The 14,964-nt window shown below is 43.6% G+C and carries 8 protein-coding genes; 6 read left to right on the top strand and 2 right to left on the bottom strand.

The window, feature by feature from the left end; translation table 11 throughout:
• The first annotated feature begins 10 nt into the window (after positions 1-10).
• Positions 11-778 (top strand): acyl-ACP--UDP-N-acetylglucosamine O-acyltransferase, encoded by a 768-nt coding sequence (lpxA, locus tag DW036_RS00505; RefSeq protein ID WP_118460451.1) that lies wholly within the window; start codon positions 11-13, stop codon positions 776-778.
• Between the two features lie 82 nt (positions 779-860).
• Complete coding sequence (locus DW036_RS00500; protein WP_118460449.1) at positions 861-1,712, top strand: DNA/RNA non-specific endonuclease; 852 nt, start codon at positions 861-863, stop codon at positions 1,710-1,712.
• On the opposite strand, the gene DW036_RS00495 is transcribed toward DW036_RS00500, so the two are convergent.
• Both DW036_RS00495 and DW036_RS00490 read right to left on the bottom strand, forming a co-directional pair.
• Complete coding sequence (locus DW036_RS00495; RefSeq protein ID WP_118460447.1) at positions 1,713-2,468, bottom strand: carbohydrate-binding family 9-like protein; 756 nt, start codon at positions 2,466-2,468, stop codon at positions 1,713-1,715.
• A 328-nt stretch (positions 2,469-2,796) separates the two neighbouring features.
• The gene (locus tag DW036_RS00490; RefSeq protein WP_118460445.1) at positions 2,797-3,882 is read right to left on the bottom strand and encodes a phosphotransferase enzyme family protein; all 1,086 of its coding nucleotides are present in this window, start codon (positions 3,880-3,882) and stop codon (positions 2,797-2,799) included.
• 198 nt (positions 3,883-4,080) lie between these two features.
• Between DW036_RS00490 and DW036_RS00485 the strand changes: the two genes are divergently transcribed.
• The 4 genes from DW036_RS00485 (at position 4,081) to DW036_RS00470 (ending at position 14,930) form a co-directional block, all read left to right on the top strand.
• Positions 4,081-8,154 (top strand): two-component regulator propeller domain-containing protein, encoded by a 4,074-nt coding sequence (locus DW036_RS00485; protein ID WP_118460443.1) that lies wholly within the window; start codon positions 4,081-4,083, stop codon positions 8,152-8,154.
• Between the two features lie 267 nt (positions 8,155-8,421).
• A complete protein-coding gene (locus DW036_RS00480; protein ID WP_118460441.1) occupies positions 8,422-9,981 on the top strand; it encodes a sulfatase-like hydrolase/transferase in 1,560 nt (519 codons plus the stop codon).
• 165 nt (positions 9,982-10,146) lie between these two features.
• Positions 10,147-13,326, top strand: a complete 3,180-nt coding sequence (locus DW036_RS00475; protein WP_118460440.1) for a TonB-dependent receptor — start codon at positions 10,147-10,149, stop codon at positions 13,324-13,326.
• 23 nt (positions 13,327-13,349) lie between these two features.
• Positions 13,350-14,930, top strand: a complete 1,581-nt coding sequence (locus DW036_RS00470; RefSeq protein ID WP_118460438.1) for a RagB/SusD family nutrient uptake outer membrane protein — start codon at positions 13,350-13,352, stop codon at positions 14,928-14,930.
• Positions 14,931-14,964: the final 34 nt, after the last annotated feature.

Below are 14,964 nucleotides of genomic sequence, written 5' to 3'. Positions count from 1 at the left end.
ACTAATTACTATGATAAGTCCATTAGCATTTGTAGATCCTGCCGCAAAGCTCGGCAAGAATGTAACGGTTCAGCCTTTTGCATATATCGAAGGCGATGTAGAGATTGGAGATGACTGTATTATCATGTCCGGTGCACGTATCCTCGACGGCACACGCTTGGGGCAAAAGAACAAAGTGCATCATGGCGCCGTACTCGGTACCGTTCCGCAGGATTTCCATTATACGGGCGAGAAGAGTCTGCTGATCATCGGCGACCAGAACGACATTCGCGAAAATGTAGTTGTGAGCCGTGCTACACATGAAGGAGATGCTACACGTATCGGAAATGAAAATTTCCTGATGGATGGTGTACACCTTTGTCATGACGTGCAAGTAGGTAACCACTGCGTACTGGGACTTAAGACTATCGTAGCCGGTGATTGTCGTATCAGTGACTGCACCATTCTGAGTAGTAACGTCATTTTGCAACAACAATGCCACATCGGAAGCTGGGTATTGATCCAGTCAGGATGCCGCATAGCAAAAGACGTTCCACCGTATGTTATCATGAATGGTAACCCGGCAGGTTATCATGGTATTAATGCTGTTGTACTGCAACATAAGCATCAGGTTTCCGAACGCATTCTACGCCATATCGTAAATGCTTACCGTCTGATTTACCAAGGTAACTTCAGCATACACGATGCTTTGCAAAAGATTGAAGACCAGGTGCCGATGAGTGACGAGATACACAATATCATCAACTTTGTGCGAGAGTCTAAAGGCATTGTAAAATAAAGGAATACTCCTTATTCAGAAGGCGGTCGGGTTTACTCGTCCGCCTTTTTTGTTATCTTTGCACCACCTTACCCATTCAATTATGAGAAAAAAGAAGAAGAAACAAACGAATAGCAAGAAACAAGTGGTGCTCCTGATTATCCTGATCATATGTGGCATTGCTACCGCTTATCAGACAACGAGCTCTAAAGAAAAGACTGCCGCCTCTGAACAGACTGAAACCATCATTCAGAATCTCCCACTGAATTCTGATATATACATCAAGCAAACCACTGCCCCCGGCACCCCCGAAATACTTCTGCAACGCACCGGATACCTCGTATCTTATAACTCCAATACCCGCATTGCCAACTGGGTAGCCTGGAAACTGACTCCCGAACGTTTAAAAGAAAATACCGAGCGGATCAATAACTTCCGTCCCGACCCCGACCTGCCCAAAAGCAAAGCAGTCACTACACAAGACTATAAAGGTAGTGGCTGGGATCGTGGGCATCTTTGTCCGGCAGGTGATAACAAATGGAACCGTGAAGCCATGATAGAGAGCTTCTACATGACTAACATCTGCCCCCAGCACCATAATCTAAACCGTGGCGACTGGAACGAGCTGGAACAGAAATGCCGTAAGTGGGTGAAAAAAGACAGTTGCCTTTACATTGTAGCCGGTCCTATCTTCTATGACCGGAAGCCACAGACCATAGGTGAACATAAAGTAGCTGTACCGGATGCTTTCTTTAAGGTGATACTTTCTCTGCACAAGAAACCGAAAGCTATCGGCTTTATCTATAAAAATAATGAAGGGGACAATCCGCTGGACTCTTATGTAAACACTGTGGACGAAGTGGAGCGGATCACAGGGATAGACTTCTTCCCCGCCCTTCCCGATGATATAGAAAGGGCGGTAGAAGCAAGTTACAATTTGAAAGACTGGAAATAATTACTCAAAGCTCAATGTACCGAAGAATTCGGGACAGTGGAAATTGGGCTTTTCCAGACCAATAGGATTCCAAGAAAGGAAGTGAGGCGTTTGTAGCTTATCACCGCATTTGTAGAAATTGGCACGAACTGTCTTTCCGTCAAGATTGGTGATTTGATGCTTGAAAAAAGCAGAATACGGGATGACCAATGCCAGTTCCCAGTTACACTCTCCCACACGTTCTTCAAAAGACTGGCGTCCCAAAGAAGACCAGCGCTGCACTTTGTCCATCACTTCTTGCGGGGCATGCTCACGGTTTTCACGTCCGGCACCGGCACCGATCAGGAGAGTCCCAACGCAGTTACATTCTACATTATAATAAATTCCATCTCCTGCTGGGATAGAGAAAAACTCTACGCAAGCATCTTCCCATACTGCACCGTTATCTCCGGCAGCTACAGCACGCACACTGGCTTCTTTTACTTTGTAATGAACCAAAATTGCATCATCCGTGTGAGCTATACGGAACTGCACCTCCGGCTGATAAGGGAATGCTATCCAATTCACCGTATTAATCGACTGAAAAGCCACCTTTTCTTTATCCAACAAAGCAGGGATATTCTCTACTGCCACATTAGCCAGACTTACTTTTTTTACATTCAACTCTTTCATTTCTTTCTTTTGGGGGTTAGTTGCAGACAAGGGATAAAAACAGAGCAGAGCTATTAACAGGGCTGTTGATTTCAAGACCAAGCATGCAAAGGTTCTTTTGTTCATATTTTGATTACATTAAACAATTCATTTCTATACGGTTATGAGCTAAATTGATACGCGGACAAGGCGGACGAACGCGGATTTTATAAGGCTGAAAGCCTGAAATTACATAGCGTAGGGCAACGCCCTACGTGATTATGTATATCTCTATTTAAGCCCTGAAAGGGCGCAATCAAGCATACACGCTTTATCTCGCCCTTTCAGGGCTCAAAAATGGGGATGTATATTACGTAGGGCGATGCCCTACGCTATATAATGCAAGCCTTTCAGGCTTAAAATTCAGCCCGATAAATTATCATTTAGCTCATTATTATTCCGTTATGAACATACTTTATACTAATGACTCCTTTATAAACTCCTTCATTTCCGGTGTATGTTCTTCCACACTCTGCAACAGTTTGAATTGCGCTTTTGTACGTACAAGGTTATGTTCAGGATATTTAGTCTTATAATAAGTATCACCATTAATATAATCCGCCAGGAAACGAACACATTGCATATAGGGGAATAATGCAGCCGCATACGGCAGGTTCTCAACCTCTATCGGAAGCAGAAAGACCTTCGCTGATTCCAGGTAACCTTTTGCAAACGCCTTGAATATCTCCATATTGAAATTCACGTTATCCAGATTCTCATCATCCTCGGCACCTGTATTGGCAGCAGAACGAAGGAAATCGCCGAAATCAGAGAAGATAAAATTAGGCATCACTGTATCAAGATCAATGACGCAGAGCACCTTACCTTCTTCATCAAACATCATATTATTCACTTTCGTATCGCAATGACATACACGCTTGGGCAATTTGCCTTCGCGATACAAACGTTCACCTTTGCACATCTCCTCAGCACGTTTCTCTATCTCATCCAGATAGTACTGCACTTCTTTCACCCGGCCAACCGCATCCGCAGCCACCGCATCACGAAGTTGCTTCAGACGGAACTCCATATTGTGAAAATCAGGAATAGTCTCTCCCAGTTCATCAGGAATATCCGCAAGCATTGCCTGGAAATTACCAAAAGCTACACCGGCATAATAAGAATATTCTGCATCCACCGTCTCATAAGTCTTTGCATTAGGAATGAATGTCATGATACGCCAATAGTTTTCACCATCGTACCAATACGTTTTTCCGGTATCGGCAGGAATAAAAGAAAGCACTTTACGATCTATATCATCCGCACCTTGTTCCACAAGCTTTTTGCGGATATGCCGGGTTACGGCTTCAATGTTCGCCTGCAACATCTCCACATTCTGGAAAATAGCATGGTTAACACGTTGCAATACATAGTTGGGGGCATCTGCTTCAAGAGTAGTCACTTTATACGTGTCGTTAATCAGCCCGCTGCCTAAAGGCTGGATTTCATTAACTGTACCCTTCGTATTAAAATGGGATACAATGGATTGAAGGTTGTTCATGATATTCTATATATAGATTTAAAATTAGTATGCAAATATACGTCTTCCTCATCAATGAAAAAGTCCAAATTCGTCCGACAAACGCCCAAAATTATACATTTAAACAGACATAACCATAAAAATCAGATAATAAACTTCCCCCTTTTAAGCAAAACGCCTTATATTTGTGTTTGAAACCTTAAAAATACCGGAGGAGAAGTGCAAAAGTTTATCAAAACGCTGTTTCTTGTTTTAGTAAGCATAGCTACAGCAAATCTACACAGCCAGAATATTACTTTCAATCATCTGACAACCGATGACGGTTTATCTCAGTTTAGCGTCAACAGCCTGTACATTGACGAGAACGGTATCTTGTGGATTGGTACGCGTGAAGGTTTGAACCGCTACAACGGTAATGATATACAAACCTATAAACTGAGCAAAAACGACCCTTACAGCCTTTTCTGCAATACAGTGTTGCGCATGGCAGGCGATCAAAACGGTAAAATCTATCTGCTCTGTACCGAAGGCGTTGCCCAGTTCGATCTGACGACACAACGCTTTACGACTCTCCTTCAAGGTAACATCAACAGCATCTATTATAAAAACGGCCTGTTTATAGGAAAAAAGAATGAAATCTACCGTTACAATGAACAGACCGACAACTTCGACCTCTACTATCAAATGGCGGGAGAAAACATCGAGATCTCCTGCATGTTCGAGGATAAAGGACACATGTGGATAGGAACCACCAGCGAAGGAGTCTTCAATCTGAAAATAGACGGACATCAAGTCACCCATCCCATTGAAAAAGGAAACATTACCAGCATCTACCAGGACAATTCAGGCGAATTGTGGATAGGCAGCTGGGAAAAAGGACTCTTCCGAATAAAAACAGACGGGAGTATCGAAAACCTGCGAAACGACCCGAAGAATCCGCACAGTATATCTTCCGACTTCGTAAGAGCTTGTTGCGAAGATAACCTTGGCAATATCTGGATAGGAACCTTCAACGGCCTGAACCGCTATAACAAGACAACAGGACTTTTCCAGAACCATACTTCCAACGATATGCAGAACGAAGGTCTTACCCACTCTTCCATCTGGTGCATCGTAAAGGATAATCAGGGGACACTATGGCTAGGCACTTACTTCGGTGGTGTCAATTACTTCAATCCTGAATATGAAATCTACACCCGGTATAAAGCCTCCAGAAATGAGAAAGAGGGCCTGAGTAGTCCTGTAGTAGGGCGTACCATTGAAGATAAGAACGGTAACCTATGGATCGGTACTGAAGGTGGCGGACTCAATTTCTATAATCGCCGCACACGTGAGTTCAAATGGTATCTTGCCGGAAAGGGATATAATAGTATCTCCCACAGCAATGTAAAAGCCCTCTATTATGATCCTGCCAAAGAAATCATCTGGATTGGTACTCATCTCGGTGGACTGAACAAGCTCGATATCCGTACAGGAGCATTCACCCACTATCTCATGGAAGAAGGTAATCCGGAAACACTTCCATCAAACATTGTTCGTGATATAACACCTTATCATGACCAGTTAATTGTCGCCACTCAGAATGGCGTATGTTTGTTTGATCCCCAAAGCGGGAAATGCCGGCAACTCTTTAAAGACACCAAAGAAGGACGCAAAATAACAATGGTGGCCGATGTAGAAGTAGATAACAATGGCACACTCTGGATTGCCGCCACGGGCGAAGGTATCTTCTCCTACCGTTTCGATACCAACAAGCTGACCAATTACCGGCACGACGTGGCACAACCGCACAGCCTCAGTAACAACAATGTGAACAACATCATGCAAGATAATAAGGGCAATCTCTGGTTTTCGACTTCAGGAAGTGGACTCGACCTGTATCGCCCTGCCAGCAATGACTTCGAGAACTTCGACAAAGATAAGAACGGACTCGTCAGCGATTGTATCTACGATACGCAAGAATCCCCAGTCAGCGGCAAACTGATACTTATCACCAATCAGGGGTTCTCCATTTTCGACCAGAAAACAGAGAAGTTCCAGAACTATAGTGCAGAAAACGGCTTCCCGTTGACAGCAGTCAATGAAAATGCACTATGTGTAACGCGAGATGGCGAAGTATTCCTCGGCGGCACACAAGGTATGCTTTCGTTCAATGAGCTGGAGCTTAACTTTACTCCGAAGCCCTACAAAATTATCCTTTCCCGCCTCATCGTAAACGGTTCTGAAGTGAAAGTCAGCGATGAAACGGGCATTTTGACGCAATCTTTATGCCATACCCAGGAGATCACCCTGAACGCGAACCAGACCATGTTCAGTATTGAATTTGCCACCTCCAACTACGTGGCAGCGAATAAAGATGAAATCATTTACAAACTGGAAGGCTTCTCCGACGACTGGAACAGTACACGCGGTCAGCCCATCATCACTTATACGAACCTGAATGCCGGAACGTACAATCTGCTGATTAAACCCAAAGGGAAAGAAGAATCCCTTTGCCCGCAGATACATCTGACTATCCACGTATTGCCTCCTTACTATAAAACACCCCTTGCTTATCTCATTTATCTGATAGTGACAGCTATCCTTTTATGGTATCTGGTCAGAACGTACAAATCGAGAATTAAACTGCGTGAATCGTTGAAGTATGAGCAGAAACACATACAAGATGTAGAAGCTTTGAACCAGTCCAAGCTACGCTTCTTCACCAACATCTCACACGAATTCCGTACCCCGCTTACCCTTATCGTGTCGCAGGTGGAAACCCTGATGCAACTGCAGAACTTCACACCCACTATCTATAATAAGATATTGAGTATTTACCAGAATAGTATCCAGTTGCGCGAACTGATCACTGAACTCCTTGACTTCCGCAAACAGGAACAAGGGCATATGAAAGTAAAAGTCAGTCCGCACAATATCGTACATTTCCTCTATGAGAACTATCTGATCTTTATGGAGTATGCCAGCAGCAAGCAGATTAGTTTCAACTTCGAGAAAGACAGCGAAAGCCTTGAAGTATGGTACGACCAGAAACAGATGCAGAAGGTTATCAACAACCTCCTGTCCAATGCCATCAAGCACACCCAGGCAGAAGATACCATTACCCTCAGTATTACCACCGAAGGTAACGAAGCCGTCATCCGTGTGACTGATACCGGCAGCGGCATCGATGCCAAAGAGATAGATAAGATATTCGACCGTTTCTATCAGACCGAACAAATGGATAGCCTTACCACCGGCGTTGGTACCGGCATCGGACTGGCTCTCACGAAAGGTATCATCGAACTGCACCACGGCACTATCAAGGTAGAAAGTGAACTCGGCAAAGGCAGTAGCTTCATCATTCGTCTCCATCTTGGAAACGCTCATTTCAGTCAGGAAGAAATCAGTAAGAAGACTGAAGCCGTACAACAAATAGAACAGGCACAAACTTCTGAAATCGATGCTTCACTCAAAGCAGAGTTGGAAGAGAATGCTCCGATAAAACGCATGCCCGACGTTAAAATGGTTATCGTAGAAGACAATGCCTCCATCCGTGAAATGCTGGAGAATATCTTCCGCCCATTCTATCAGGTACTGACTGCCGCAGACGGAGAAGAAGGCCTGGAACTGGTACAGAAGGAGATGCCGAACATCGTAGTAAGCGACGTGGTTATGCCTAAAATGTCCGGCACCGAGCTATGTAAACAGATCAAAAACGACTTCAACACCTGCCATATTCCGGTAGTGCTTCTTACAGCCCGGACTGCCGTAGAACAAAACATCGAGGGCCTGCGTATTGGTGCGGATGATTACATCACCAAGCCTTTCAATACAAACCTGCTGATTTCCCGTTGTAACAATCTGGTAAACTCACGCATCCTCTTACAAGAGAAGTTCAGCAAGCAACCGCAAGCCTATGCCCAGATGCTGGCAACGAATCCGATAGATAAGGAAATTCTGGATCGTGCCATCAGCATCATCGAGAAAAATCTGGATAATACGGAATTTAATGTCAATACCTTCGCCCGTGAAATGGCAATGGCTCGTACCAACCTGTTCACCAAGCTGAAGGCTATCACCGGACAAACACCGAATGATTTCATCCTGACCATTCGTTTGAAGAAAGGCGCCTTGATGTTACGGAACAATCCGGAACTGAACATCACCGAAATCTCAGACAAGATCGGATTCAGCTCTTCCCGCTACTTCTCAAAGTGTTTCAAGGATGTATACCATGTAAGTCCGCTGGCTTATCGCAAAGGAGAGGATGCGGATACAGGAAGTAAGGATGAAGAAGACGAAGAAGGTTAATAAGCCGTATAAGTCTTCTCATCTTTCTCGCTATGGCGAGAATCTATTCTCATCATAAAGAGAATCTATTCTCATCGTATTGAGAAGAAACTCTCACCGCATTGAGAAAAGATTCTCTATAAAGGGAGAATATCTTCTTCTGTACATTCCAGTGTTTTCATTAGCATTATGTACATTTTCGTCCTTCCCTTGTACTCCCTTATACACTCAATTCCGGAAAAACCACTACTTTTGGCCTCAGAAATAACAATCTAAAGTCAAAGAGCTATGAAACATTTTTCCCCTTTATGGTCCCTTCTTCCGGGCGCAGCCCTGATAACCGGATGCGGAAATCCGTCGAAGAAAGAAACCACCGGCACTCTCCGTCAGAAGCCCAATGTTATCTACCTGATTGCCGATGATTTGGGTATCGGTGACCTGAGTTGCTATGGCGCCACTAAAATAAGTACCCCCAATATCGACCGCCTTGCCGGACAAGGTGTACAGTTCACCAATGCCTATGCCACTTCCTCCACCAGTACCCCCTCCCGCTTCGGTCTGCTGACAGGTATGTATCCCTGGCGACAGGAAAATACAGGAATCGCTCCCGGCAACTCCGAGCTCATTATCGATACAGCCTGTGTCACCATGGCTGACATGTTCAAGGCGGAAGGATATGCTACCGGAGCCGTTGGTAAATGGCATCTGGGACTTGGTCCTAAAGGAGGTACAGACTTCAACCATCTTATCAAGCCGAATACCCAGGATATAGGATTTGATTACGAATACATCATTCCTGCCACTGTGGATCGTGTACCTTGCGTATTCGTTGAGAATGGACACGTTGTAGGTTTAGACCCCAACGACCCCATTACCGTCAACTACAACCATAAAGTAGGCAACTGGCCTACCGGACTGGAAAATCCCGAACTTGTAAAACTGAAACCCAGCCAGGGTCATAATAATACAATAGTAAATGGTATTCCCCGTATCGGTTGGATGACCGGTGGAAAATCAGCCCTTTGGGTAGATGAAGACATTGCAGATGTCATCACTGGTAAAGCCAAAGACTTTATCGTAAAGCATAAAGACGAACCTTTCTTTATGTATATGGGCACGCAAGACGTGCACGTTCCCCGCGTACCTCACGCCCGTTTTGCCGGCAAGAGTGGCATGGGAACCCGTGGTGACGTAATCCTGCAACTGGACTGGACTGTGGGTGAGATTATGAACACTCTGGATAGTCTGAACCTTGCAGATAACACTATCTTTGTGTTCTGTAGCGATAATGGCCCCGTTATTGACGACGGTTATCAAGATCAGGCTTTCGAACTGCTGAACGGCCATACTCCTATGAAACAATACCGTGGCGGTAAGTATAGTGCTTATGAAGCCGGAACACGTATTCCTTTCATTGTACGTTGGCCTATCGGTATCCAGCCTTGCAAACAACAAGCTTTGTTCTCTATGATCGACGTGTATGCCTCCTTAGCTGCTTTACTGAACCACCCGCTCACGCCTGCAACCGTTGCTCCCGACAGCCGTGACCAACTGTCTACTTTCTTAGGGAAAGATAATACCGGATGTGATTATGTAGTACAGCAGAATCTGAATAATACCTTATCAATTATTCAAGGAACATGGAAATACATCGAACCGAGCAACAAACCAGCCATCGAACATTGGACGAAGATGGAATTAGGAAACAATCCAAAGCCCCAACTGTACAATATATCCATAGATCCATCGGAGAAAGACAATGTGGCGGCAGCACATCCGGAGATGGTAAAAGAGCTTTCAGCACTACTGGAACAAGTGAAAGCAGGTAAGAATCAGGGAACAAGGTAAGGAATCGTACAGAACAGGTCTTCTTTATCAAGAATGTACAAATTCGTACTTTTTGCGAACTATTAACGAAAGTCGTCTCCTATTTAATCACATACATTTGCATTGTGATTCGAGTCGTTTAACGAGAAAGAACAACCTTTTTAATAACTAATTAATTTAATATTTATGAAACAGAAAGTAACCTTAATGCTACTGGCAACTTTTCTCTGCTGCGTATTAGGCGTACAAGCACAGACAGGTAGCCAAGTTACAGGTAAAGTTGTTGATGCCATGGGAGAACTTCCCGGAGTTAGCGTCGTTGTGAAAGGAACTACAAACGGAATTATTACCGCACTCGACGGTAGTTTTAAACTGGACAATGTCAAATCCTCTGATATCCTGCAATTCTCTTTTGTAGGTTATAAAACTCAAGAAATTAAAGTTGGAAATCAAAAGACTTTCAATGTTACTCTGCAAGAAGACGCGCAAGCACTGGATGAGGTAGTCGTTGTAGCTGTTGGTTATGGTGACGTAAAACGTCGCGACTTAACCGGAGCTATTGGTAAGGCCAACATGAGTGACTTAACAAAAACCCCTATTAACAACGTAGCTGAAACACTGGGTGGACGTATCGCCGGTGTACAGGTATCTTCTACAGATGGTGGTCTGGGCGACAACTTCAATATCGTAATCCGTGGTGCCGGTTCTTTGACTCAGAGTACTGCTCCTCTATACGTTATCGATGGTTTCCCAAGTGAAACTTCCGGAATGAGCGCCCTCAACCCGAACGATATTGAATCTATCGACGTATTGAAGGATGCTTCTGCAACAGCAATCTACGGTTCTCGTGGTGCCAATGGTGTTGTTATCATCACAACCAAGAAGGGTAAAGCCGGAAAAGCTACTCTTACTTATAACGGTAGTGTCAGCATGAGTAAAGTGAAAAACACCATGGATATGATGAACGGTTATGACTTCGTCAACCTGCAAAAGGAAATCATGGAAGGAAACACTAAAGAAATCGATGGAGAAAAAGTAGATGAATTTGCTTATTACTACTTAAAAGATGGTATCACACTCGATGATTATAAGAGATTCAAGAGTTACGACTGGCAGGATGAAATCTATCGCACAGCTATCAGCCATAATCACTATGTAGGTTTAAGTGGTGGTAGCGATAAGATGGACTACTCAGCATCACTCTCTTACAGCAACCAGGAAGGTGTTATTATCAACTCTGATCTCTCTCGTTACCAAGGTCGTTTCAATTTTAATCAGAGAATTAACAAGAGTATAAAGGTTAATGCGAATGCAAACTTTGCAAGTAACGTACAGAACGGTCCCGATCCTTCTGCTGCACAAACAAGTGTATCCAACTCACTGATGTATAGTGTATGGGGATATCGTCCGGTTTCTCCTTCCGGTTCCGACCTCCTGGCAGAATTGTACGATAACGACGTGGACATGAGTAATGACTATCGTTTCAATCCGGTACTTTCTGCAAAAAACGAGTATCGCCGTACAACGACCAACCATCTGCAAGCCAACTTAGGTGTAGAATGGGAAATTATCAAGAACCTGAAGTTCAAAGTTACTGCCGGATATACTGGACGCGACATAAAGAGAGAAGAATTCAATGGAAGCCAAACCCGTACCGGTAATACGCATCCATCCAATACACAAAGTAAAGGTATCAACGCATTCCTGAGACAACAGCAGACACGCAATTACCTGAATGAAAACACTCTGTCTTACGTTTATGCTAAAAACGATCATAACCTGAACGCTTTGGTCGGTGCTACTTTCCAAAAGTATACCAGCTATCTTAGCAGCATTACCCAAGAACAGATTACGAACGAGGCTTTCGGAATGTCAGGTATTGGTAAAGGTTCTGCAGTTCCGGTTGTCACAGCCTCACAAGGAGAAAACGCCATGATTTCTTATCTGGGACGTATCAATTACAACTACGCATCCAAATATTATGTTACAGCTTCTATGCGTACTGACGGTTCTTCCAAGTTCGCTCCGGGCAATCGTTGGGGTTATTTCCCATCAGGCTCACTGGCTTGGGCTTTCGGACGCGAAAACTTTGTTTCCGATGCACTTCCTTGGTTGTCTAATGGTAAATTGCGTTTAAGCTGGGGTCTCACAGGTAACAACCGTATCGGTGACTTCGACTACATGGCACAGTTAGTAACCAGCTCCAATGTCTACAAATATCCTTGGGACAGCTCTTTCTATCCCGGATACGTATTAGGTTCTATGGCTAATGAAAAGCTAAAATGGGAAACTACCGAACAATATGACCTCGGTTTGGATTTAGGATTCTTCGATGGACGTATCAACGTTACTATGGACTACTATATCAAAACCACCAAAGACTTGCTGTTGGGCGCAGACGTTCCTGCAAGTTCCGGTTATTCCAGTGCAACTTTGAACGTAGGTAAATTACGTAACAAGGGTTTCGAACTTACCTTAGAAACTATAAATATCAAACAAAAAAACTTTAGCTGGACCTCTAACTTCAATATTGCTTTCAACAGTAATAAGATTGTAGAACTGAATTACGGGCAGGATGATATGATCAGTTTCGTAAACTGGGATAACAAATATAAAACCATGCCTGCTTATATCAGCAAAAAAGGTGACGCAGCCGGAAGTATGTACGGTTTCATCTATGACGGTGTTTATAAATATGAAGATTTCAACACATCAGTTGATGCTAACGGCAAAACCATATACAAGCTAAAAGATGATGTAGTTCGTATTTCAGACGATGCACAACCGGGTGATCCGAAATATAAGAAGCTAAGTAATAAAGAAGGCAATAAAATCACTGATGACGATCGCACCATTATTGGTAACGGACAACCCAAGCATACAGGTGGTTTCAGCAATAACTTTGTCTACAAGAATTGGGATCTCAACATCTTCCTGCAATGGAGTTACGGCAACGATATTTTGAATGCGAACCGTATGGTATTTGAAAATCCTCAAAGCAAGAAGAATACAAATATGTTCGCTTCTTATACAAACCGCTGGAGTCCTGAAAATCCGGCTAGCAACATGCCACGTGCAAGAGCTATCGGTGCAGAATACTACAGTTCTCTGTATATAGAAGACGGTTCATTCTTGAAGTTAAAGACCATCTCACTGGGTTACAATTTCACACCCAATACATTGCGTTCTTTAGGTATCAGTGCAGCCAGACTCTTTGTTTCGGCAGAGAATATAGCCACCATTACAGGTTATTCCGGTTCCGATCCTGAGGTTTCTACACGTAACAGTGTATTGACTCCCGGTTTCGACTGGTCCGCTTATCCGCGTTCATTCAACGCATCACTTGGTATTAACATAACCTTCTAATCACCTAAAATCAAGAAACTAATATGAAAAGTATCAATAATATCTTCAAGAAAGTTTGCATCCTGGCAGTAGTTGCTTCTATGGCTGGTTGCGATATGCTTGACACCAAGCCCTACGACTTTGTAGCGCCTGAAACATTCTACAAGAATGAAACTGATTGTACAATGGCATTAGCCGGTGTATACTGGACGATGGCAGCAGAACATGTGTATGGAAACCGTTATTCTTGTATGTTGTCCAATATTGATGATTTGAGTTATTACTATCGTCAAAACCAAACAAGTGCGGTAGTGGCCAATTCACATAATACGGGTAATACCGATCTATGGTACACATGGGAATCACTTTACTCAGGAATCAATAATGCCAATGTATTGCTCGATAATATCGATGGAGCCAGTATCTCTGACGAGAAAGTAAGAGCACGCATCAAAGGAGAAGCTAAATTCCTGCGCGCCTATTATCATTTCTTGCTGGTACAAGGTTGGTATGAAGTGCCCATCCGTAAAGAAACAGTAAAAGATATCACCGTCAGCAGTCTGGAGGCTACCCCCCACGCCGAAGCACTCGACTGGATTATTCAGGAAATGGAAGACTGTATCGACATGGTAGATGACAGCAATTATGATGCATCCCCTTCACATGTGAAGAAAACTGTAGTAGAAGGTGTTCTGGCTCGCGTATGTTTGTGGCGTGCAGGCGAACCTTCAAAAGGTGGAAAGCCATATTATGAAAAAGCTGCCAAATATGCTAAAGCAGTATACGACTCTAAAAAACATAAGTTGAATCCTGACGTATATGCTATGTGGAAAGCTTTAGCTTCTGACCAATATGAGACTACATACAATGAAAGTATGTGGGAAGTAGAATTTGTTGGAACACGTGATGATGGTAGCTATACTGAAAGCCGTATAGGTAATGTAATCGGTAATCTTCAAGAGAACTCAGCAGGTACAGGTGCAGGTTACACATATGCTTTCTATGCAGGTAGCTTGATTCTCTGGGACTTGTTCGATACTAAAGATGCTCGCCGCGATTTGGCCATGGCTCCTTACAAACTTAACAATAAGGATGAGCAAGTTGCATGGAAAGACAACCAGATTGTAGACCGTCGTTGTGGCAAATACCGTCGTGAATGGGAAAGCAGCAGTCCAAGACATAAAAACTATACTCAAGAGAACTATTGCCTCTTGCGTTATGCTGATGTATTGCTCATGCTCGCTGAAGCTGAAAACGAAGCAAACCAAGGTCCTACAGCATTAGCTTACACATGTATCAACGAGGTACGTAAACGTGCAGGAATTGACGAAGTGAAAGATTTGTCATACGGTGATTTCCAGAAATTGATCCGTGATGAACGCGGTCGTGAACTTTGCTTTGAGTCTCTGCGTAAGTACGACCTGGTACGTTGGGGTATTTACTACAAGGCTATCAAAGAAGATCTGGGAGCTGCAGTCAATGATCCGCGTTGGTCTACTGCCAACAATGCCAAAGGAGCAGCTCAGTATGTAAGTAATACAACTGAAAAGAACCAGTTCCTCCCCATTCCGACTAAGGAACTTGGTGTAAACACCAAATTGGAACAAAACAAATATTGGAAATAATCATTTAGTTACACAGAACTTCTAACCTTAAAAT

Source organism: Bacteroides sp. AF39-11AC, assembly GCF_003474285.1.
In the GTDB taxonomy this organism is placed as follows: Bacteria; Bacteroidota; Bacteroidia; order Bacteroidales; family Bacteroidaceae; genus Bacteroides.
The sequence above is the reverse complement of the archived record's forward strand: the minus strand, read 5'-3'. Positions and strand labels throughout refer to the sequence as shown.

Coding starts and splice junctions, on each gene's coding strand:
- lpxA (WP_118460451.1), top strand. CDS start 11: ATGATAAGTCCATTAGCATTTGTAGATCCTGCCGCAAAGCTCGGCAAG.
- DW036_RS00480 (WP_118460441.1), top strand. CDS start 8,422: ATGAAACATTTTTCCCCTTTATGGTCCCTTCTTCCGGGCGCAGCCCTG.
- DW036_RS00495 (WP_118460447.1), bottom strand. CDS start 2,468: ATGAACAAAAGAACCTTTGCATGCTTGGTCTTGAAATCAACAGCCCTG.
- DW036_RS00490 (WP_118460445.1), bottom strand. CDS start 3,882: ATGAACAACCTTCAATCCATTGTATCCCATTTTAATACGAAGGGTACA.
- DW036_RS00470 (WP_118460438.1), top strand. CDS start 13,350: ATGAAAAGTATCAATAATATCTTCAAGAAAGTTTGCATCCTGGCAGTA.
- DW036_RS00500 (WP_118460449.1), top strand. CDS start 861: ATGAGAAAAAAGAAGAAGAAACAAACGAATAGCAAGAAACAAGTGGTG.
- DW036_RS00475 (WP_118460440.1), top strand. CDS start 10,147: ATGAAACAGAAAGTAACCTTAATGCTACTGGCAACTTTTCTCTGCTGC.